General features: G+C 63.9%; 24 protein-coding genes and 1 tRNA gene. 20 read left to right on the forward strand and 5 right to left on the reverse strand.

Annotated elements, in window-relative coordinates; genetic code table 11:
- Positions 1 to 246 precede the first annotated feature (246 nt).
- From ON44_RS16760 to ON44_RS16770, 3 genes are all read left to right on the forward strand, one after another.
- Positions 247 to 1,083, forward strand: coding sequence for an IclR family transcriptional regulator (locus ON44_RS16760; RefSeq protein ID WP_051182108.1), 837 nt, complete (start codon positions 247 to 249; stop codon positions 1,081 to 1,083).
- 267 nt (positions 1,084 to 1,350) lie between these two features.
- Positions 1,351 to 2,091 carry a hypothetical protein gene (locus ON44_RS16765; protein WP_040691044.1) on the forward strand — a complete coding sequence of 247 codons (741 nt, stop codon included), beginning with the start codon at positions 1,351 to 1,353 and terminating at the stop codon, positions 2,089 to 2,091.
- Complete coding sequence (locus ON44_RS16770; RefSeq protein ID WP_040691045.1) at positions 2,091 to 2,666, forward strand: cupin domain-containing protein; 576 nt, start codon at positions 2,091 to 2,093, stop codon at positions 2,664 to 2,666. The genes ON44_RS16765 and ON44_RS16770 overlap by 1 nt, the downstream gene beginning before the upstream one ends.
- A 26-nt stretch (positions 2,667 to 2,692) precedes the next feature.
- On the opposite strand, the gene ON44_RS16775 is transcribed toward ON44_RS16770, so the two are convergent.
- On the reverse strand, positions 2,693 to 3,418 hold the full coding sequence (locus ON44_RS16775; protein WP_245567193.1) for a FadR/GntR family transcriptional regulator: 726 nt from the start codon (positions 3,416 to 3,418) through the stop codon (positions 2,693 to 2,695).
- 166 nt (positions 3,419 to 3,584) lie between these two features.
- On the opposite strand from ON44_RS16775, the gene mhpA reads away from it, so the two are divergent.
- The 12 genes from mhpA (at position 3,585) to ON44_RS50260 (ending at position 13,020) form a co-directional block, all read left to right on the forward strand.
- Entirely contained in the window at positions 3,585 to 5,201 is a 1,617-nt protein-coding gene (gene mhpA, locus ON44_RS16780) for a bifunctional 3-(3-hydroxy-phenyl)propionate/3-hydroxycinnamic acid hydroxylase MhpA (RefSeq protein WP_040691048.1), read from the forward strand.
- 39 nt (positions 5,202 to 5,240) lie between these two features.
- Entirely contained in the window at positions 5,241 to 6,113 is an 873-nt protein-coding gene (locus ON44_RS16785; RefSeq protein ID WP_040691049.1) for a fumarylacetoacetate hydrolase family protein, read from the forward strand.
- Between the two features lie 10 nt (positions 6,114 to 6,123).
- Positions 6,124 to 7,050: a VOC family protein gene (locus ON44_RS16790; protein ID WP_040691052.1), complete on the forward strand. Its 927-nt coding sequence runs from the start codon at positions 6,124 to 6,126 to the stop codon at positions 7,048 to 7,050.
- Between the two features lie 4 nt (positions 7,051 to 7,054).
- On the forward strand, positions 7,055 to 7,360 hold the full coding sequence (locus tag ON44_RS16795; protein ID WP_040691056.1) for a Dabb family protein: 306 nt from the start codon (positions 7,055 to 7,057) through the stop codon (positions 7,358 to 7,360).
- A gap of 213 nt (positions 7,361 to 7,573) precedes the next feature.
- Positions 7,574 to 8,422: a fumarylacetoacetate hydrolase family protein gene (locus ON44_RS16800; RefSeq protein ID WP_040691058.1), complete on the forward strand. Its 849-nt coding sequence runs from the start codon at positions 7,574 to 7,576 to the stop codon at positions 8,420 to 8,422.
- Between the two features lie 28 nt (positions 8,423 to 8,450).
- Positions 8,451 to 9,656 carry a cytochrome P450 gene (locus ON44_RS46845; protein ID WP_157187189.1) on the forward strand — a complete coding sequence of 402 codons (1,206 nt, stop codon included), beginning with the start codon at positions 8,451 to 8,453 and terminating at the stop codon, positions 9,654 to 9,656.
- Positions 9,587 to 9,847 (forward strand): ferredoxin, encoded by a 261-nt coding sequence (locus ON44_RS53455; RefSeq protein ID WP_281005199.1) that lies wholly within the window; start codon positions 9,587 to 9,589, stop codon positions 9,845 to 9,847. The genes ON44_RS46845 and ON44_RS53455 overlap by 70 nt, the downstream gene beginning before the upstream one ends.
- A 160-nt stretch (positions 9,848 to 10,007) precedes the next feature.
- Positions 10,008 to 10,592 (forward strand): TetR/AcrR family transcriptional regulator, encoded by a 585-nt coding sequence (locus tag ON44_RS50255; RefSeq protein ID WP_051182110.1) that lies wholly within the window; start codon positions 10,008 to 10,010, stop codon positions 10,590 to 10,592.
- 130 nt (positions 10,593 to 10,722) lie between these two features.
- On the forward strand, positions 10,723 to 11,271 hold the full coding sequence (locus tag ON44_RS16820) for a pyridoxamine 5'-phosphate oxidase family protein (RefSeq protein ID WP_040691065.1): 549 nt from the start codon (positions 10,723 to 10,725) through the stop codon (positions 11,269 to 11,271).
- A gap of 360 nt (positions 11,272 to 11,631) precedes the next feature.
- A complete protein-coding gene (locus ON44_RS16825) occupies positions 11,632 to 12,093 on the forward strand; it encodes an anthrone oxygenase family protein (protein WP_157187190.1) in 462 nt (153 codons plus the stop codon).
- 12 nt (positions 12,094 to 12,105) lie between these two features.
- Positions 12,106 to 12,804: an MBL fold metallo-hydrolase gene (locus ON44_RS16830; protein ID WP_051182125.1), complete on the forward strand. Its 699-nt coding sequence runs from the start codon at positions 12,106 to 12,108 to the stop codon at positions 12,802 to 12,804.
- A gap of 42 nt (positions 12,805 to 12,846) precedes the next feature.
- Positions 12,847 to 13,020, forward strand: a complete 174-nt coding sequence (locus ON44_RS50260; RefSeq protein ID WP_157187191.1) for a hypothetical protein — start codon at positions 12,847 to 12,849, stop codon at positions 13,018 to 13,020.
- A 400-nt stretch (positions 13,021 to 13,420) separates the two neighbouring features.
- Here the strand turns inward: ON44_RS50260 and ON44_RS16840 are convergent, their stop codons facing one another.
- Both ON44_RS16840 and ON44_RS16845 read right to left on the reverse strand, forming a co-directional pair.
- Positions 13,421 to 13,813, reverse strand: a complete 393-nt coding sequence (locus ON44_RS16840) for a TetR/AcrR family transcriptional regulator C-terminal domain-containing protein (RefSeq protein ID WP_051182111.1) — start codon at positions 13,811 to 13,813, stop codon at positions 13,421 to 13,423.
- Positions 13,810 to 14,715 carry a LysR family transcriptional regulator gene (locus tag ON44_RS16845; protein WP_040691071.1) on the reverse strand — a complete coding sequence of 302 codons (906 nt, stop codon included), beginning with the start codon at positions 14,713 to 14,715 and terminating at the stop codon, positions 13,810 to 13,812. Before ON44_RS16845 ends, ON44_RS16840 begins: the two co-directional genes overlap by 4 nt.
- A gap of 136 nt (positions 14,716 to 14,851) precedes the next feature.
- Here ON44_RS16845 and ON44_RS16850 point away from each other — a divergent pair, with 136 nt between their 5' ends.
- Both ON44_RS16850 and ON44_RS16855 read left to right on the forward strand, forming a co-directional pair.
- Positions 14,852 to 15,670 carry a 3'(2'),5'-bisphosphate nucleotidase CysQ gene (locus ON44_RS16850; RefSeq protein WP_040691074.1) on the forward strand — a complete coding sequence of 273 codons (819 nt, stop codon included), beginning with the start codon at positions 14,852 to 14,854 and terminating at the stop codon, positions 15,668 to 15,670.
- A 41-nt stretch (positions 15,671 to 15,711) separates the two neighbouring features.
- On the forward strand, positions 15,712 to 16,308 hold the full coding sequence (locus ON44_RS16855) for an NADPH-dependent F420 reductase (protein ID WP_040691076.1): 597 nt from the start codon (positions 15,712 to 15,714) through the stop codon (positions 16,306 to 16,308).
- Between the two features lie 420 nt (positions 16,309 to 16,728).
- Here the strand turns inward: ON44_RS16855 and ON44_RS16860 are convergent.
- Positions 16,729 to 16,813: transfer RNA gene (locus ON44_RS16860), tRNA-Leu, on the reverse strand.
- A gap of 156 nt (positions 16,814 to 16,969) precedes the next feature.
- Here ON44_RS16860 and ON44_RS16865 point away from each other — a divergent pair.
- Positions 16,970 to 17,326, forward strand: a complete 357-nt coding sequence (locus ON44_RS16865; RefSeq protein ID WP_040691078.1) for a winged helix-turn-helix transcriptional regulator — start codon at positions 16,970 to 16,972, stop codon at positions 17,324 to 17,326.
- Positions 17,327 to 17,330: 4 nt separating this feature from the next.
- Here ON44_RS16865 and ON44_RS16870 read toward each other — a convergent pair whose 3' ends face one another.
- Positions 17,331 to 18,206 (reverse strand): lysophospholipid acyltransferase family protein, encoded by an 876-nt coding sequence (locus ON44_RS16870; RefSeq protein ID WP_051182112.1) that lies wholly within the window; start codon positions 18,204 to 18,206, stop codon positions 17,331 to 17,333.
- Positions 18,207 to 18,386: 180 nt separating this feature from the next.
- Here ON44_RS16870 and ON44_RS16875 point away from each other — a divergent pair, with 180 nt between their 5' ends.
- Both ON44_RS16875 and ON44_RS16880 read left to right on the forward strand, forming a co-directional pair.
- Complete coding sequence (locus ON44_RS16875; RefSeq protein WP_083897936.1) at positions 18,387 to 19,748, forward strand: M20/M25/M40 family metallo-hydrolase; 1,362 nt, start codon at positions 18,387 to 18,389, stop codon at positions 19,746 to 19,748.
- A gap of 18 nt (positions 19,749 to 19,766) precedes the next feature.
- Complete coding sequence (locus tag ON44_RS16880; RefSeq protein WP_040691082.1) at positions 19,767 to 20,303, forward strand: YbhB/YbcL family Raf kinase inhibitor-like protein; 537 nt, start codon at positions 19,767 to 19,769, stop codon at positions 20,301 to 20,303.
- Positions 20,304 to 20,317: the final 14 nt, after the last annotated feature.

A 20,317-nucleotide genomic window follows, 5' to 3' on the forward strand; every position in this document is an offset into this window, starting at 1 on the left:
TGAGGAACACTGTTCCGAATCATGCCATGGCGTGGGTCACGGATCAAGGCTCGTGTGCATGAGTTGCTTGATGCCCGGGATCCGGATTTCGAGCAGATAACTTGATCGAATGCAAGTTAGAGCGCTAACCTGTTCCGCAGAAAGGATCGCTAGCCCGTATCATGAGACTACGGTACCGGTTTGTTTATCGGTGTCGGCTAACGATTGGGGAAGGGCGGTGTGGTACGGGTGGGATACCGTATAGCGATGGGTGTCGAGGGGATCGACGGTTTCGCCGACGAGGCGTTATCGAAGGTCAATAACAAGTCTGGTGATGAGGGGTCCGGGGAGCGTCCGTCCGGAATGATCGGCGCGGTCGACAATGTCCTGCGACTGCTGGCTCTGTTCAACGAGAGTCCGAAGATCCGAGTCAACGAGGCCAGCCGGGCGATGGGCTTGTCGCGTTCAACCGTGCATCGAATGCTGACGACGTTGAGCTATCACCAGTTCGTGGAACAGGATGAGTTCTCACGGGCCTATCAGCCGGGTCCGGCTCTCATCGACATCGGTTTGGCAGTGTTGCAGAACATCGAGATCCGGGTCGTCGCTCGCAACGCTCTACTGCGGTTACGTGACGAAATCGGCGAAACGGTCCATCTCGGCCTGCTGCGCGGTGCGGAGGTCGTGTTCATCGACAGTGTCGAAAGCCAGCAGACCGTACGCACCGGCAGCCGCATCGGTTGGACGCTGCCCTCGCATGCGACCGCAGCGGGCAAGGCCATGCTCGCCCAGTTGGACGACGCGGAGGTCGACAAGATCTATCCGGACGAGGCGTTGGAGCCGGCGACAACGGCGACCTTGCAAAGCAAGTCCGTCCTACGCGAACAGCTCGAGGAGATCCGTCAGCGCGGCTATGCGGTCAATGACGGAGAGAGTGAACCCGATGTCGGCGCGGTGGCCGCCGCAGTGCGCGACCGCGACGGGCGGGTGCGAGGAGCCGTTTCAGTGACCGCACCACGCGCGCGGGCGAGCGCCGAATGGGAGCGAGCCGCGGGGGCGGCGGCAATACGCACGGCCAGCCAACTCGCGGCGAGTTTCGGCTGATCACACTGGTATTCGGACACCCCGGGACGCGATTGCGTCTCGGGGTGTTCTGCTTTCCGAAACTGTCTCGGAAGTTTCTTGCAAGGCATTGCGCTTCGCTGCTACAGTTGTTCCGTGATGTGGATCACCGTCACGTATGATGACACATACGGAGGTGCTGATGTCGATCACATCCCCGCATGGGTGTCCCAAGGCTGCCGGTTGGGTGGCCGATCATCGCCCGGGTGTCGATAACCCCGGGTTCGAACAGCATGAGGAGTCGAAACGATGACTGAAGTTGCCGAGGCGGTGAGTATTCCGGAGTTGGGTGCGACTCGGCGCATCCCCGGACCCACCGGCAAGAAGGAGCCGCTCAAGGTCAGTGTCTACGAGCGTATGGCCAAAGCCGCCGCCCAACTGATGCCGCTGTTCCCGTACGACGATGCCGGATCGATCGTGCCGTGCGGCGCGGTCATGTGGGGCGGTCCGGACAAGGATCACGGCCACTTCTTCCACGCCAACACGGTCTCGGAGGTCGCGGTTACGTTCGGGTCGAACGAGGCGATGCTCGAGAGCGGTTCCATCATGGCAACTCAGAAGTTCCACGGGGTCAACTCGTTCTTGCGGGACGAGAAGAACCCGGAAGCGTTCGTCCTCGTCACCGTCACCCAGCTGCAGTCGACGGAAGCCGGGCAGGAGGAGGCGATGGTGGCCAAATGTCAGAAGTGCAAGAAGGAGATCGTGCGGCACGCCTACTCTGCCGCCCCGGAGGGGGCGCCAGACTTCGATCCGGAGCAGTTCGGCGGCCGGAAAGATGATGCGGTCCGGCAGTTTTCGACGATGGTCGGTTCGGCGGAGTTCGCCGATATCCGCAACTCCGATGCGGGGCGGACCTGCCAGAACTGTGGTCACGTCAGTACGCCACACAACACCGAGGCCTGGCGGTGGGCGAACATGGTCGCCCAGACCCGGGTGGCCAACGCCGCTCACCGTGCACTCGCCGATGCCGCGAAGGAGGCGAAGCTCTGATGGGACGCCGTCGTATGCTCTCGGCATTCAAGGCCGCAGCAGAGGTTGGGAACTATGCCGATGTCGCGGTGCTGCCACTCGATGTGGATCCTCAGGTCGCATTGTCGCGAAACTGGCTGAAGCAACCGTTCTTCCACCTATACGAACACGACACAGTGATCGCGCAGATGTCGGGCAGTTCGGTCGTGCGGATGCACGACAGCTCCGTCAACTACTTCACCCTCACCACCGGTGACAACGTCTACGTGCCCGCCGGAACGCCGCACCGAATCGAGCCGATCGAGGAAGGCGTGATGTTGACCTATGTTCCGCTCGGGCTCGGGCTCGAGGGGGCCGCTTGGTTCTGCGAGAAGTGCGGCGCCGAGCTGCACCGGCTGGAGTGGGTGCACGACAACGACGCCGAAGCCGTCCGCGTCTACGCGACGGCCTGCGCGCGATTCAACTCCGATACCGAGGCGCGCACCTGCCGCGAATGCGGCACTGTGGCCGAGGAGATTGATCTCGAGGCGCTCGGATGGGAAGAGTTCATCGTGCCGTCGGCCAAAAATCTGGCCGAATCCGGAGCCCATTCATAACGAAAAGGCTGCTCTAAGTGCCGGATTCACTTCGGCAGGCCCGGCTGCGGCGCGGCGGTGCGATGCTGATCGATCAGCTGCCTCGCCCGCAATCGGTCCCCACTGGCGAGCGCATCCACCAACTCCTCGTGCAACCGCAGTCGTTCGGCGATATATGTGGGCAGGGACTGTGCGGTCGTCGGCAGCACCGACACGGTGTGTGACTCGATGACATCGAGCAGGGACAGATATATCGAGCGCATGAGCGTATGCGGGCTGACGCGCGCGATCGCCGCATGCAAGGCCCAGTTGGCGCGTACGAAGTCGATAGCTCGATTGTCGATGACGGCTTGGCGCATTTTCGAAAGGATGGCGCGCATGCTCGCGATGTCTCTAGCCGAGCAATATTCCAGGGCATCGTCGATCAGCAGCGGGTCCAATGCGTCGCGGATGCGCACCGCGTCGGCCACATCTGCCTCTGCGGCATCCAATGACAAGAGCGAATTTCCGAGCCTTACAAGAGGATTCGGCTTCGCCGCGAATACCCCGCCGCCCGGCCCAGAGCGGACGGTGATCACTCCGCGCGCCTGCAGGATACGCAGCGCCTCGTTGAAGGTGCTCTTGGCGACCCCGCACCGCTGTTGCAGCTCCACCTTCGTGCCCAGATGTGCACCGGCCGAAGCGTTTTCAGCCAACTCGGCGATGACTTCGGTGGCTCGTTCGGTGCGGCTGCCCCGCCCGCCCTTGGTCATCTGCTCGGCTAGGTCGGTCACTGCGCCCTGCTTCCTGTCGCGCGGCTTCGGCATCTCACCGAATCAAACGTAATCAATTCCCCCCGATGGCTTGACAAAACGTACCAGCCCAGCGATTCTAGCCCTATTAATCATGCTCAATAGGGCTGAATTATTGACTATCGGGTATCTCCCGTAGCGAGGATCCATGCAGAACTCACATCACGACGTGGTGATTGTCGGTGCCGGCCCAGTCGGTTTGGCGACTGCGCGCATGCTCGGGCAGAAGGGGCACGACGTGGTCGTGGTCGAGCGCTGGCCCGAGCCATATCCGCTACCCCGCGCGGTGCATTTCGACGATGAGATCGGCCGGGTGTTCCAGTCGATGGAACTCACCGAGGAGATCAAAGCCGTCACCGAACCCGTGCCGGACTTCTATGAGTGGCGCAACGCCGCAGGTGAGGCGTTGCTGCGCATCGACTGGTCGGGAACAGGTCCGAATGGATGGCCGACGGCGAACTTCTTTTCGCAGCCACAGCTGGAGCAGGTACTGGCCAGCGCCCTCGATTCCATGTCGAGCGTCGCGTTGGTGCGGGGTGCGGACGTCATCGACATCGAGGAGCACGCGGATCATGTCGTGGTATCGGCTTGCGATACCGAAGTTGTGAAGCCAGGCGAAATCGCCGCGACTACTCAGGTCAGCCGGACCTTCACCGCGCGGTACGTGATCGGCTGCGACGGGGCCAACAGCTTCGTGCGCAGTCGAATGGGTGTCGAGATGGAAGACCAGGGGTTCTTCTTCGATTGGCTGATCGTGGACACCATCCCCGTCGACCGCGTGGCGTGGTCGCCGATGAATTGGCAGCTCTGCGATCCCGTTCGGCCGACCACCATCGTGTCCGGCGGCCCCACACGGCGTCGCTGGGAGTTCATGCGCCTGCCCGGTGAAGATCCCGTCGCACTCGGTACGACCGAGACCGCGTGGAAGCTGCTCGGCGCGTGGGGAAGAACTCCGGAAAACACGCGTCTGGAACGACATGCTATGTACACCTTCGCCGCCCGCTGGGCCGACAAGTGGAGCCGTGGCCGACTCGCGATCGCAGGGGACGCTGCCCATCAGATGCCTCCCTTCGCAGGACAGGGCATGTGCTCGGGTCTGCGGGATGCGGCGAACCTGACATGGAAGCTGGATCGGGTCCTGCGTGGCGTCTCCGAACCCGCGTTGCTCGAGACCTATACCAGTGAGCGCAGCCTGCACCTACAGCACGCGATCGCGATGTCTGTGGAGTTGGGAAAGGTGATCTGCGTGCTCGACCCGGAGCAGGCGGCACAGCGGGATGAGCGCATGATCGCCGGTGGTGCCGATCCGGCGAAGGTGCTTCCGGTGACCGCCCGCCCTGTCCTGGGGAGTGGAGTCGTGCTGGCCGGATGCGACCTGGGCGGCACCCTTGCCCCGCAGTTCGCCGTCGAGGTCGAGCGCTCGCCGCAACTGCTCGACACCGCGACGGGGAGCGGCGCAGTGCTGTTGTTGGCTTCCGACCAGCCTGCCGAGCAGGTGCTGGATGCCTTGGCGCGGCAGTCCCTCGCGGGAATTGATATCACCGTGAAGTCGATTGCCGCCACCGGTGACCCCGACCTGCGCGACTTCACCGGAGAGTGGACTCGCTGGTTCGAAACCAATTCGGTTGCCGCGGTGCTGATCCGGCCCGACCACTACATCTATGGTGCTGCGCCGCAGGTGAATGAGGCCGCCGCACTCGTCGACGAGTACGCGTCCTGCCTGCGGGCCGACACAGCGGCAGTGCCTGCTACAGGTGCTGCCTGAATTCCAACTCGACCAATTACTTCAAGGAGAACTCACTTCATGCGTATTGCGAATCTAGAGGGCCGCGCGGTCTTTGTTTTCGGTAGCGACGCGGCCGAACAGGCCGCGCCGGTCGCGGCCGTGTCCGACGGGCGCTTCGGTCCCGACCTCGCCCAGGTCTATGCCAAGTGGGGCGAGTTCAAGGACTGGGCGACCACACTTTCGGCGGATGCGTTACAAGCCCATGCCTTCGGCCTGGATCGGGCTCTGCTCGGCGCCCCTTCGCCGACACCGCGCCAGGTGTTCGCGGTCGGCCTGAACTACCACGCGCACGCAGCCGAATCCGGATTCGAGTCGCCCGAACATCTTCCACCGGTCTTCACAAAGTACGTATCCAGCTTCACCGGCCCGGATACCACTGTTGTGTTGCCCGCGGGTGGCAACGTCGACTGGGAAGTCGAGCTTGTCGTAATCATCGGGAGGGAGCTGCACCGCGTCGAACCCGGTGATGTCTGGACGTCTGTGGCGGGCCTCACTGTTGGACAGGACATCTCGGAGCGGGTATCGCAGCTGCGTGGTCCTGCACCACAATTCGGCCTTGGCAAGTCTTTCCCAGGCTTCTCCCCGCAGGGGCCCTGGCTGGTCACACCGGACGAGCTCGCGAATCGGGACGATCTCACGCTGGGGTGCTCGATCGACGGCGAAGACGTCCAGAAGGGCCGTACCCGCGATCTCATCTTCCCCGTGCCGCAGTTGATTTCGGGTCTATCGCAGATGGTGACGCTCTACCCGGGCGACGTCGTCTTCACCGGAACCCCAGCCGGCGTCGGTGTTGGGCGGGATCCCCAGCGGTTCCTGCAGCCCGGCGAGAGCCTCAGCACCTGGATCGAGGGCATCGGCACGTTGCACCAGAAGTTCGTCGCTGCGGAGTAAGGACGCAATCATGGCACTGCACGGCCTTGGCAAACTCACCATCGGTGTACCGAACCTGGAAGAAAACATCGGCTACTACACCGAGTTCGGACTCGAACACCTCGGTGGGGGCCGATTCGCCACCGTCAACGGCGGCGAACAACTCGAACTCGTCCACGCCCCGCTGCGACGATTGATGGAGTTGTCGATCGCCGCCGACGATGCGGACGACATCGGTTCCGTCGCAAGCAAACTCACCGCCCTGGGCGTTGCGATCCGGCAGGAAACGGATTCGGTGCAGACCGTCGAACCGGTCACGGGAACCGTCGTGCGGGTCGCGGTCCGGCCACGGATCGTTGTCGAACCGCCGGTGTCGCCCACGCCCTACAACGGGCCCGGGCGCATCGACCGGTGGGGAAGAGCTCCGTTCATCTCTCGCACTGAACGAGTGCGGCCGCGCAAGCTCGGTCATTGCGTCATCGGTAGCACTGATCTCGAGACCACGATGCGGTTCTTCCGCGACGGTCTCGGATTCAAGGTCAGCGATTACATGGGTGACAAGGCTGCGTTCATGCGGTGTTCCATCGAGCACCACAATGTCCTGGTGATGGCCGCTCCGGTCAACTTCATGCACCACACCAGCTGGCAGGTTGATGACATCGACGAGGTCGGCCGCGGTGCTTTCGATATGCTCGAAGATCATCCGGAGCGCCACATCTGGGGCCTCGGGCGGCACTACGCCGGGGCGAACTTCTTCTGGTATCTGAAGGATCCTGCTGGCAACTTCTCCGAGTACTACTCCGACATGGACACCGTCCCAGAGGACGAACTGTGGAGCCCGAAGGTGCTGGAGGGGCTGCAGGGCCTCTATGCGTGGGGTCCACCCCCGCCGCCCTCGTTCCTGCAGCCCGATGACCTCGCGGCGCTGATGACCGGCGCCCACTCGACCAAGGGATGAACCGATGCGGCTTGCGCACATTGTGGCTTTCGGCTTCAGCGACGATCTTCCGGCTGAGATCCTGACTGCACTCGAGGACGGTCTGAATGCCCTGTCGTCGTCGCTGCGCGGCATTGTGTCGTATCGGCACGGTCGCGATCTCGGCCTGCGGCCCGGCAATGTGTCCTACGCTGTCAGCGCCGTATTCGACAGCGAACAGTCACTGTTCGCGTATCTGGAACATCCCGATCACCTGAGCCTGGTGGAACGAATCCGTCCATTCGTCAGCTCACGTTCCGCAGTGCAGTTCGAGCTGGCCACTGCCACCTGATCACTGAATAGGACTGGGGAGTCCAGCTTTCCACTGCCGTGCACGAAGCGGGCTACGGATCTACTTTGCTGTTGTCGGGGCACCCGCACCCTTCCCAGACGGCAGCGTTGGGCCCGGAGCTCTATCGCCCCCGGGCGCGGGGCTCGTCGAGAACGCGATCCGACTCGGCGAGCCCCGCATTCACATTTGTTCCTGGTCAGGAGAGATCGCAATATGCGGCTGCTTTCGTACAACGATGGCCGAGCGGGACAGTTGCTCGGAGACGGCCGTGTGGTCCCGCTCGCCGACAGTATGCGCACGGTCATCGACCGTTGGGCCCAGGACGGGACGCTGTCGGTTCCAGCGTCCGATGACGCCACCGCGCTGCGCGACATCGCCTTGCGGCTCCCAGTACCGAATCCATCGAAGATCATCGCCGCGCCCGTGAACTATCGCGACCACCAGCTCGAGATGAAGGTCGACGCCCAAGTAGGCGCATTGGGATTCTTCCTCAAAGCACCGTCGTCATTGCTGGATCCGGGCGGCACCATTCAGCTGCCCTACCATGACCGGCGATTCGATCAGGAGGGCGAACTCGCAGTCGTGATCGGCCGCACTGCGCGCAACGTCGCCGAACACCGGGCCCTCGAGTACATATTCGGTTACACCGGACTGCTGGATATCACGATGCGCGGCGGCGAGGATCGCTCGACTCGTAAATCGTTCGACACCTTCACCCCGATGGGACCGGTCCTCGTCACAGCCGATGAGTTCGGCGACCCAGGCGATGTCGAATTGCGTTGCCGGGTAAATGGAGAGCTACGTCAGAAAGCCAATACCAGAGATCTGATCTGGAATGTGCCGAAGCTGATTTCCTACGCCTCGTCGGTGACCACGCTCCACCCAGGAGACATCGTCACCACCGGCACCCCGGCAGGCGTGGGACAAATCAACGCCGGCGACGAAATCCGACTCGAGCTCTTCGGTCTCGGGCTTCCGCTGACCGCTCGGGTGGCCGCGGACAACGCGGTCACGTGCCCGACGTCCGGTCACAACCGTGGAGCAAATGGGCCTGCATCTTGAACACTTGCAGTTATGGAAAGGGAGCACAATGGCAACCTCGGTCGAGTCGGATGAGTTCTTCAATCCGCTGAACCCCGCGCACATTCCAGACCCCGATGACCTCATGCAGGCATCTCGAAGAGGATGCCCCGTTGGGCGGGTGAGCGAAATCCTTTACGTCGCAAACACCGACGATGTGGTCCGGGAGGTCTTCGACGATACGAAGCGGTTTTCCAGCCGCGGCAACTTCTCGGTGGGAACAGAAGACGTAAAGACTCCGGCCACCAATGTGACCCAGGCTGACGGTATCGAGCACGCGACACTGCGAACCAGGCTCCTCAAAGATATGGCACCAACGCGTCTGCGCAGACTCACGCCCGAGGTGGCGAGCATCGTCCGCAAAGCCCTTGACGCGCTGCCCGATTCGGGCCGCGTCGATCTGTACGCGGACTACGTGCACGCCATTCCCGCAGCAGTCCTCTACGCCTTGATCGGGGTACCGAAGTCCGCGTGGCATGATGTGCAGGAATGGTCCGACGCTGTCGTGCGCGCTGTCCCGGAGCCTACCGACAGCCTGCCCGAATTCGGCTCGCTGATCGCCTTCCTCGTAGAACTGGTCGAGCGGCGGCGGTCTCGTCCCGAGGACCGTCATGAGGATGTACTGGATAATCTGTGCTTCGCCGACCCTGGTGAGACGGATTTGCCGACACTCGATGTCGTTTCGCATCTTTTCCAACTCATCGTTGCCGCCACCGACACCACTCGCGGGCTCATCGCCAATTGCCTGTATCGACTACTCGAAAACCGCAGCCGGTGGGACGCCGTCGTCGCGGATCGGTCGTTGCTGCCGAATGCGATCGAGGAATCACTGCGGCTGGACTCGCCGGCTCAGTTCATGGTTCGAACGGTGCTGGAAGACATCACACTCGCTGAATGCCCGATCTCGGCTGGCAAGAAGGTGTACCTGAATATCCAGTCCGCCAATCACGACGAAAAGCGTTGGGGTGATGATTCGCGAACCTACCGGTTGGATCGACCCGACGCCGCTGGCCATCTCGCCTTCGGACGGGGAATCCACGCGTGTATCGGCTCGCCGTTGGCACGGATCGAGGCCCGGGTGGCGATCGCAGCGCTCATGGACGCATATCCCGATTTGCGCCTGACACCGGACGCCGCCTGGGTGAAATGCGAGGGAACCATTACCAGGCGGGTGGAATCGGTGCCGGTGCTGCTCACCGGCGAGGGCGACTCGTGAGGATCGAGGTCGATCGAAATCGCTGTGAGGGCCACGCCATGTGTGAGGCGGCTGCTCCGCGTTTCTTTTCGGTCGACGACGAGGGCGCACTGACGATTCGGACCGCAGAGGTCTCGGAGTCCGACAAGGTCCTAGTCCAAGGTGCCGTACTCAGCTGCCCGGTCGCAGCATTGAAATTATCGTCGCAGTGAAAGTCTTGATCGGCCGCGCCGCTCCGACAAGGAGGTCGCCGAATTCCGGGGTTACCGCCCGATACCGATACATACCAAACTGCCGCGCATCAAGTGCCCGATCGGCCCAACTATCCCACATCGATACCGTCAAGATCGGTACGGTAGCGTCACATGCACTATGGCTGAGCAGACAGGCGGAGGCCGAGCGGCTGAGCGCACCGCAGCAATCCTCGGTGCCACCCTGGAAATCCTCGGCGAGGTCGGCTATGACCGGCTCACCACCGAAGCCGTGGCCGCCCGTGCCGGCGCCAGCAAGATGACTCTTTATCGTCGCTGGGCCGACAAACCATCACTTGTCATCGCCGCACTGCGTGCTCGCTCCGCAGCTCATCCCGAATTGGCTTCCGATGCAAGGGATTTGCGGTCCGACCTGATCAGGCTGGTGGAGCTGTTCGACACGATCGCCGAGGCGGAGAGCTCGGTCGCGTTCGCTGGCCTGCTGGTCGTCGCGCAACGGGAACCCGATATCGCCGCGGTTGTGCGCGGCGATGCGCTGCTGCGGCGACGGACCGACTGCCGAGATGTCGTCCAGCGGGCGATCGGCCGCGGCGAGATCACCGATGCCGCACTGGATCGGCTGTTGTTCGAGACGCTGATTGGTCGGCATATGGTCAAAGGCCTACTCGTCGAAGATATTTCGTTCGCGGGTGACGCGGTCGGCTACGTCGACAGGGTGCTACTACCATTGCTCACCTCTCGGTAGATCGAGACGGAGCTGTATCGTTTCTCAGGACATTTCCGGTAACCCGGGCAAAATGTCGTCACGGTACCGATACGCTCTCGTCTCATCCGATTGCGAAGGGCAACGGAATCGAGACAAGGAAACGCAAACCATGGCGTCGAATGAACCCACCACGGCAGAGGTCGAGGACGAGATCCGCGAGTTGCTTCGCGTCGAGGAGATCGGTTCACTGGCCGTAGTCGGCCTCGATGGCGCGCCGCTGGTATCGACCATGCATTTCGCCGCCGATGGGCTATCCGTCTACTTCCACACGTTCACCTACACACGCAAGTACGCCGCACTGTTACAGGACAACCGCGTCGGATACACGCTCGAGCACGTCCCCGCGGACGGGTTCGCAGCCCGAACCGAGCTGCGCGCGCTACAGATGAGCGGTCTCGCCACCCGGGTGACCGATCCGACCGAGATGGATCACGCGATCGAGGTCAGCCATGAGCAGTTCGACTTTCTGAAAGAGGCCGACATCTTCAAGAGCTTCAAGCGAACCGGCGGAGCGGGCAGTCAAGTCTTCTTCCGGATCGACCCGGTGGAGGCCTTGTGGAACGACAATCGCGTCCGCATCCAATGGCGGAAGTTGGTCAAATTCGATGCCGATGCCAAGCATGTCGCCGCCCTCGAACCATATCGGGATCAGGCGTAGGACAGGCCGGACTGGCGCGGCAAACGGTTGCTGGCATTGGCTATGCTTGCTAATCTGGTCGCGCGGAGCGGGTCACTGTTCCGCAGTATGCAACGGAATTGAGGTGGTTCAGGGTCGTGCGTTCGGCTCGACGGCACTCGAACCTGCCTGCGATGCATTGCAGGTCTGGCTTGCCCGGCATGCGCCGATCCGTCTCACCGTCGCCTGCGGTCGGTGACGTCTGCTCGGCTCCCACTAGTTGCCGAGCAGTTTCTCGCGTGCGACGAAATCGTCTGTCAGAGAAGGTAATTCGAAATTGTTGAAGAATATTCTGACTACCGTCCCGGCTGCTGGTCGCGCCGAAACCGAAGAGTGCTGATCATGTCGGCTCTCGGCCACCTGGGCGCGATGCTGATGCTGCTGTTCGGTGGGCTCGCGACGGGCGGAATATGGGTTATCGCCATCGACCGGCTCGCGGTGTGGAATCGGATGTCGGTAGTGGAGTACGCAACGGACTTTCGGCGCACGCTCAAACACGTCGATCCGATGATGCCCATCTTCGTCTCGTTGTCCGGTGTCGGTGCGGTTCTTTTCTCGACGCACGCTTCAGGTAATTCCCGGCTTCTCGGCTGGCTGGGATTGGCCTGTCTTGTGGTGATCATGGTCGGTTCGGCCCTGCTGGGGGAACCGATCAACTCGAAATTCCGCCGCCTCGCGGAGGGCACACCGCCCGAAGGTGCCGAAGCGCTACGCGCGTTTTGGCGCCGGTTCCACTTCGTTCGCACCGGTGTCGCGGTCGCGGCGCTGGTTTTCCTGATTGCCGCGGTCATCGCCGCTCTGTGAATGGAGATCACGATGGACCTGACCCACTACGGTCACGCATGCGTGCTGGCCGACATCCCCGGGCCCGAAGGCCCAGTTCGCGTGCTGTTCGATCCCGGTGCCTACTCGCGCGATTTCGAACACCTGCGTGACTTGGATCTGATCCTGATCACGCATTCTCACCCTGACCACCTCGACGCCGAGCGCCTGACGACTCTGCTGGACGACAACCTCGATGCCGAGTTGGTACTGGGCCAAGACAGCGTCGCCGCCCTGGCTGATCCAGACCGACCGGACATCCCGAGGCATCCTCGAGGTCATGTGGTCGCGCCTGGGGACAAACTGTCGCTGCGCGGTGTCGAGATCGAGGTCGTCGGCGGTGAACATGCCTGTATCCACTCCGACCTTCCGGTCTCGGCGAACGTCGGATACGTCCTCAATGGAAGCCTCTTCCACCCGGGCGATGCTTTCGACGTCCCGTCGGGGTCCGTCGATGTGCTTTTGCTGCCAGCGGGTGGCCCCTGGATGAAGATTGGTGAGGGCATCGACTACTTGCGGGCGGTGGCGCCGCGTATTGCGGTGCCGATTCATCAAGCAGGGCTGGCTCCGGTGCACCAGAACTTGCATTACGGCCTGCTGAAGAGTCTGGCTCCCGCAGAGACCGAGATTGTGGTTCTCGACCACGCCGCGGTTCGGAGTTTCCAGCCCACCGATGGCACGGTTTCGAACTGAATCCGCGCTGCCGGCAACGGTATCGGGCTGTCAGGAGATGTAATGCATTTACGCATCAAGAGCTGGCCGCTGTGGCGGCACTTCGCGGCTGGATTCGTCGCACTCGGTATGGTCCAGGGCGGGACGCAGGCTTACACCGAATACATGCGAAGCAAATCCGCTGCGGAACAATGGGATTGGTCCGTTCCGCAGCAGTGGTACGACGCCATACACTGAACTGGGGTGGAGCCGGCCGGAATGGCGGTCCCACCCAGCACGGCACCCACAAGCACTTACGATCTATCGAGGAAGAATTCGGCGTTGGTCATCGGGAAAAGCGGCAGTGGTTGTACGTGACGGGCCCCGAGAGGCCCGGAGCCGGCGTGGCTGTGGTTGACCGAGCAGGGAATGCCGATGTTGCCGGACCGGTGGAACGGTGTGTTCCGGCAGGCGAATCTGCGGTGTGAGCTGCCGTTCTGTCGCTTGAAATTCGGGCGGCGGCACGACCGCTCATCCACCGTCATGCCCGAGCGCGCCTGATGGTTGGAGTTGCCGTACCCGTTCGACGAGATGCCGCAGCACAGACCGGCGCCCGGGCGCGGGGTTCCCCGACGAACCCAGTTGGCGCTGTCGAATGTCAGGGCCGGACTGGGAGGTTGGCCTCCCATCCGTCGAGAAGTCGTTCGAGTCCCAGTTCGAAACCGCGCTCGGCGCTGTCGGCCGCGTGGGGAAGTTCGGCATCACGAATGACCCGGGCGAGGAGTGGATGGCGCCCGGCCCTGACGACTTTGTCGAGGTAGGGCGCGTGGGCGTCCATCCATTCCTGGATGCCGACTCCCGAGGGTCGGACGGCTTCCTGCTGGGCGAGCTCGCCCATGGCGTAGCCGCGGACGAAGGCATGCAGCGTATCGACGATGGTGATCATGACGTCGATGTCGAAGCCGAGGGGATCGAGGGCGGCGAGTGCGTGTTCGGTGGCATCGAGGGAGTTCGGTCCAAGTGATGGGCGCCCTGCCGCGAGAGAGGTCATCCAGGGATGCCGGTGGCCAGCGCGGTTCGCGCCAGCCCACGCAGCCAGGCGTGGGCGTGGTCGGTGTCGTAGCGCTGATGCCACGACAGGTATATCGGTGCCGACGGCAGTTCGAGCGGGACGGGGAGCACGACCAGGCCGAGGTCGGCGACCGCTGACCGCGTGGTGGCTTCGGGGACGCAGATCAGGAGATCGGAGCCGCGCGCGAACTCCAGCGCGGCCGCTTCCGTGGGTGCGGTCGCCACCACGCGGCGGGTGAGGCCGAGCCGCGCGAGGGCGTCGTCGAGGGCATTGCTGAGGTTTCCACGTCGCGAGACGGTGACGTGCTCAGCGGCGGCGTACTCCTTCGCGGTGACGGTCCTGACGCGGGTGAGGGGGTGCCCCTGCCTCACGACGATGACGAGCGGGGTCTCGCCCACGTTCTCGGCACGGATGTCCGGGACGCTCGGCCGGTTGGCGTTCGCCTCCAGGTCGACCTCGCCGCGCCGCAACTCGGGGGTGTCGATGCTCGATTCCGCGACGAAGCGTAATCGCACGCCCGGCGCCTGTCCGCGCACGGCCGAGAGCAGTGTGGGACCGCTCGAGGCGACCAGGGAATCATGCCAGCGGAGTGTGAAAGTGCGCTCCAACGTTGCCAGATCGAGTTCACGGCTCGGTGCCAGCACCCCCTGGACCTGCTGGAGCAGCTCGTGCACCTGTTCCCGGACGGCGATCGCATACGGCGTCGGGGTCATCGTGTGGCCGGTGCGCACCAGGATCTGATCCCCGGTCGTGCGCCGGATTCGGCCCAGACTCCGGCTCATCGCGGGGGCGGTGACGTGCAGGCGCGCGGCCGCCCCGGCCACACTTCCCTCCTCCAGCAGCGCGTCGAGCGCGGCGAGCAGGTTCAAATCCAATTGCATGTGAGTAATCCTATCCATGCTTGACATGCACTTGAAGTTAATTCAGAGGCTGCATACCTTCGAGACGAAAGCGCAAGACAGAACGCACAGCTTCGCCTGACCCCCTCATCACCCCTCCTCAGACGGGAGTACCACCATGTCCGAAACGCTTCAGACCACTGACATCGCCGCCTCCGACGCCGACCTGCTCGGCCAGACCACGATCGCTGTGCACGCGGCCGGTTCGGCGCTGCGCGAACGCTTCGGCGAGGTGGTCCGCTACCAGACCCGCGAAGAGCTGATGCGCGCGCTCGCCGCCAACGACAACACCTCCCTCGACATCCTGCGCCCCCGCCTCACGCGCCTGCGCCCGGACGCCGGCTGGGTGGAGAACGAGCTCGACGGCGGGGCGCTGCCGCCCGGCGAATGGTGGGTCGTGGATCCGGCCGAAGGCAACGTCAACCACCTGCACGCCCTGCCGGAGTGGGCGGTGACCGCCACCCTCGTTCGTGACAACCAGCCGGTGCTCACCGCAGTCCACCTGCCGTTGACCGGCGAGACCTACACCGCGCTCACCGGTGCGGGCGCCTACCTCGACGGCCGACCGCTGCACGTCTCCCAGACCGCGGACCTCGGCCTGAGCATCGTGGCCACCAGCCAGGCCCGGCCGGACGAGGACGAGATGGTCGTGCGGCGCGTCGGCTCCTCGATCACCGCGATGCTCTTCGACGCGCTCGTCGTCCGCACCGCCGTGCCCGCGACCCTGCACCTGCTGAACGTGGCCGCCGGCCGGATCGACGCCTTCTGGCAGTTCGCCGGCGCCCGCGCGGACCTGCTGCCCGGGACGCTACTCGTCACCGAGGCCGGCGGACAGATCTCCGATGCCGAGGGCCGCCCCTGGACCCCGCAGAGCGAGAGCCTCCTGGACGCCGCGCCCGGCGTCCACGGCGAGGCCGTCGCCACGCTCTCACGCTGATTGCGCACCACAACCTGCACACACGGAAGGACCAGATCATCATGACCACGATCGCAGTTCTCGGAAACGGCCGCGTCGGCGGCAATCTGGCTACAGCCCTCACCCGGGCAGGGCATGAGGTGGCCGTGGCGGACCGCGCGCCGGGCGCCCCCGCCGCTGCTGCCTGGACAGCCCAGATCGTCATCAACGCCACCCCGGGAGCCGGCTCGCTGGACCTGCTCGTCGCCCTGCGCGAGGAACTGCGCAACAAGATCCTCATCGACGTCTCCAACGCCACCGTCGACGGACCGGACGGACTGCCTGCCCACCTGATCTACCCCGGCTCGAGCCTCGCCGAGCAACTCCAGCAAGCGCTCCCCGAAACGCACGTCGTCAAGACACTCAACACCATGCTCTTCCCGGTGATGACCGCGCCAGCCACGCTCACCCAGGAGCCCGACGCCTTCCTCTCCGGCGACGACCCGCAGGCCAAGCAGACCGTCAGTGAACTGCTCATCAACCTCGGCTGGCGCAAGGAGTGGATCACTGATCTCGGCGGGATCCAGACCGCCCGCGCCACGGAGGCCGCGATACTGTTCGTACCGCACGTGATTCGGTCCAGCGGATTCGCGCCCTTCGCGATCTCGATCGCCCGCTGATCCGCACACAGTGCACCGCCCTCGGCGGGCCGACATCCAGAACGGATACGACAGCGCAGCCAGGGCCAGCGATTCAGCGCCGGGCGGCGACCCGAGCGGATAGGGCGACGACTGCCGGCAGTCCGAGCACGGCGGCGGCGAACCCGATAAGACCCCCTTCTGATCGGCGCGGCGCCCCGGGGCATATCCCAAGTTGAGTGAAGGCCTCGACCGATATCCGCAGAGCTGGAAAGACTTCCGTGATATGACAGTCCATGATTCACCGGGCCGACGTGCCGGTTTCTTAGGATTCTCTCAGCTGAACCCGAATTGAACCCCCACAGACCCCCCACCTGCGGTTCTGCACTAATTCGGCTCGACGCCGTCACCCTCCCTTTCTGCATAACCGCAGGTAGAGCGGGCGACGTGACGTACTGTCTGTGTCCGGAGGGGGACTTGAACCCCCACGCCCGATAAAGGGCACTAGCACCTCAAGCTAGCGCGTCTGCCATTCCGCCACCCGGACCGGTGTGCTCAGCAAGGTTATCGGATGTGGCGGCGTTGACCAAATCGCGGGTTTAGCTGGTGATTCTCGGTGTTGCGGGCTCGCCTTGCCCGAGCTGGCGACGAGTACCTACTATTCGAGCTAGTACTTACCGATACGCATGTGGGACAGGTAACGATGGGTGCCAAGAGATCCGGACCGTACTTCTGCGGCATCGATGCGGCGATGGATGTGGTGGGCGGGAAGTGGAAGGCGCTGATCCTGTGGGAGTTGGCGACCCACGGTGTCCGCCGCTTCGGTGAACTGCGTCGCGGTCTGCCCGGCGTCTCGGAGAAGATGCTGATCCAGCAGCTGCGGGAGCTGGAGGAGGACGCCATCGTGGATCGCGAGATCTATCGCGAGGTGCCACCGAAGGTCGAATATCGGTTGACCGAATTGGGCATCGCCCTCAATGCGGCGCTGGAGCCGCTGGGCGCGTGGGGCCGCGATCGCATCGACCGGATCGGTGCCGGGCGCGTGCACCTGCCCACGTGAGGGCTCATCCCAGGATCGGCAGCGTCCGTTCCTCGGCCAGCCTCGACAATGCCTCCTGCATAATCCCGGTGACGTACTCGTAGCCGCGATCCACATCCAACTCGGGCCCCAATATCTCGTGCAGGTCGATCGGCGGCAGGAATTCGACCGTCACTTTCGTGGGCAACGGAATATGCCCGGCGAGGTCGCTGATATTCAGCCCCCACGGCAGCGCCAGCGAAATCGGGAACACCTTCAACCGCAGTGTCCGATCCAGCCGTAGCAGCCGGGCGATCCGGTCGCCGCGGGTGAGCATGAGAGCGTTCTGCTGGGCGCCGTAGTTCACGAACGGCACGATCGGCACGTGCTCGTCCCAGGCCAATCGCAGGAATCCGGTGCGTCCGGCGAAATCGAGCCGGTCCTCCTCCCAGGTGGGGCGGTGTACCTCCCAGTCGCCGCCGGGATACACCAGCACCGCCGCGCCACTGCGCAGCGCGGCCTTGGCGCTGTCGGGATCGGCTGCCACCGTGCCGAAGCGGGACAGGAACGAGCCGAGGACCGGCACGGCCATCACCAGATTGTGGGCGAGTTGGTAGAAGGGCCGCTCGGGTCCGAAATAGTGCGCGAACGCGAGAGTGGTCACGAGGGCCTCGGGCGAGACGTTGCCGCCGGAGTGGTTGCCGACCAACAGTATCGGCCCGTCTTCGGGTATCTGCTCCATTCCGCGCACCTCGGCGCGGAAGTAGGCGCGGACCAGTTGCCAGGACGGTTCGACGGCGTAGGCGATGAAGGCGGGATCTCGGTCGCTCATATCCGCCGTGGGAACCCGCGCTCGCACCTGCCGGGCGACCCAGTCGGTCGCGCTGTCGATGGGCGGCAATGGCAGGTTCGAGAACTTCATGGGCACGGCTTTCCGGTGAAGGCGTCGACCGAGACATACCCCGCAATGTCGCGACCACACCGCACCGTGATTGCGATCAGCGTGAATCGACCCGCGATTGCGCACCTCGAGACCGTGGCGGATGCCGCGCGAGAACAGCGATGGCACCCCGCGGCTGTGTCAGGTGGTAGGAAAGGGTACGTGTCTGCAACTGGCGAAGTATCCGGTCCGAACACCACATCTCGTGCCGTGTCCGAGGTGGTCGAATTGGTCAGTACGCTGATCCGGTTCGACACTTCCAACACCGGGGATCTGGCGACCACCAAGGGCGAGCGCGAATGTGCGCAGTGGGTGGCCGATCAGTTGCATCAGGCGGGGTACACGACCGAGTACGTGGAATCGGGCGCGCCGTGTCGCGGGAATGTGTTCGCGCGGTTGAAGGGGGCCGATTCGAGCCGCGGCGCGCTGCTGATCCACGGGCATCTCGATGTGGTGCCCGCCGAGGCCGCGGACTGGAGTGTGCACCCGTTCTCGGGTGCGGTGCGCGACGGCTATGTGTGGGGGCGTGGCGCGATCGATATGAAGGATATGGTCGGCATGATGCTGGCCATCGCGCGCCAGTTCAAGATCGAGGGGACGGTGCCGCCGCGCGATATCGTCTTCGCCTTCCTCGCCGACGAGGAGAACGGCGGCAAGTGGGGTTCGCAGTGGCTGGTGCAGAATCGGCCCGACCTGTTCGACGGGATCACCGAAGCGGTGGGGGAGGTCGGCGGCTTTTCGCTGACCGTGCCGCGCCCGGACGGCACCGACCGTCGGTTGTATCTGGTGGAGACGGCCGAGAAGGGGCTGGGCTGGATGCGGTTGCGGGCCAAGGCCCGCGCCGGTCACGGTTCGTTCCTGCACGAGGACAATGCCGTCACGATTCTGGCCGCCGCGGTGGCGCGCCTGGGCAAACACACCTTCCCCCTGGTGCTTTCGGATTCGGTCGCCGAATTCCTGGCCGCGGTCGCCGAGGAGACCGGCTTGGAGTTCGATCCGTCGAGTCCCGATATCGAGGGTCAGCTCGCGAAGTTGGGCACGATCTCCCGCATCATCGGCGCGACATTGCGCGATACCGCGAATCCGACCATGCTGCAGGCGGGTTACAAGGCGAACGTGATCCCGCAGACCGCCGAGGCGGTCGTCGACTGTCGCGTGGTGCCGGGGCGACAGGCCGCATTCGAGCGTGAGGTGGACGAGCTGATCGGCCCGGATGTCGAGCGCGAGTGGATCACCAAACTCGATTCCTACGAAACGACATTCGACGGACATCTCGTCGACGCGATGAACGCCGCCATTCTCGCCCACGACCCGCAGGGTCGGACCGTGCCCTATATGCTCTCCGGCGGTACCGACGCAAAGGCCTTCGCCCGCTTGGGTATTCGTTGCTTCGGTTTCGCACCGCTGCAGCTGCCACCGGAATTGGATTTCACGGCACTGTTCCACGGTGTCGACGAGCGGGTTCCGGTGCAGGCACTCGAATTCGGCACCCGGGTGCTGGAACACTTCCTGTTGAACAGCTGACGATCGAAAGGACCCACCGTGCCCGACTACTCTTACAACCCGTACGACGCGCTGCCCGAGGTGCCCAGCTTCACGGTGACCTCGGAGGATGTCGCCGATGGCGAGAGCTTCGGCAACGACCAGGTCAGCGGCGTCTTCGGCGCGGGCGGCAAGGATGTCTCGCCGCAGCTGTCCTGGTCCGGATTCCCCGCGGAGACAAAGAGTTTCGCGGTCACCGTCTACGATCCGGATGCCCCGACTGCCGCCGGTTTCTGGCACTGGGCGGTGGCCAACATTCCGGTGAGCACCACCTCGCTGCCACGCGGAGCCGGTAGTGAGGGTGGTGTCCTGCCCGAGGGTGCGGTCACATTGCGCAATGACGGCGCGTTCCCCGGATTCGTCGGTGCGGCGCCACCGGCCGGACACGGGTACCACCGCTACTTCATCGTCGTGCACGCGGTGGATGTGGAGCGGTTGGAGATCGACGAGAACGGCACACCCGCCTTCCTCGGCTTCAACCTGTTCTCGCACACCGTGGCCCGCGCCACCATCGTCGCCAAGTACGAGGTCGCCTAGCATCTGCCGGGAAA

The sequence above is a fragment of the Nocardia vinacea NBRC 16497 genome, assembly GCF_000308835.1.
Lineage (GTDB): Bacteria > Actinomycetota > Actinomycetes > Mycobacteriales > Mycobacteriaceae > Nocardia > Nocardia vinacea.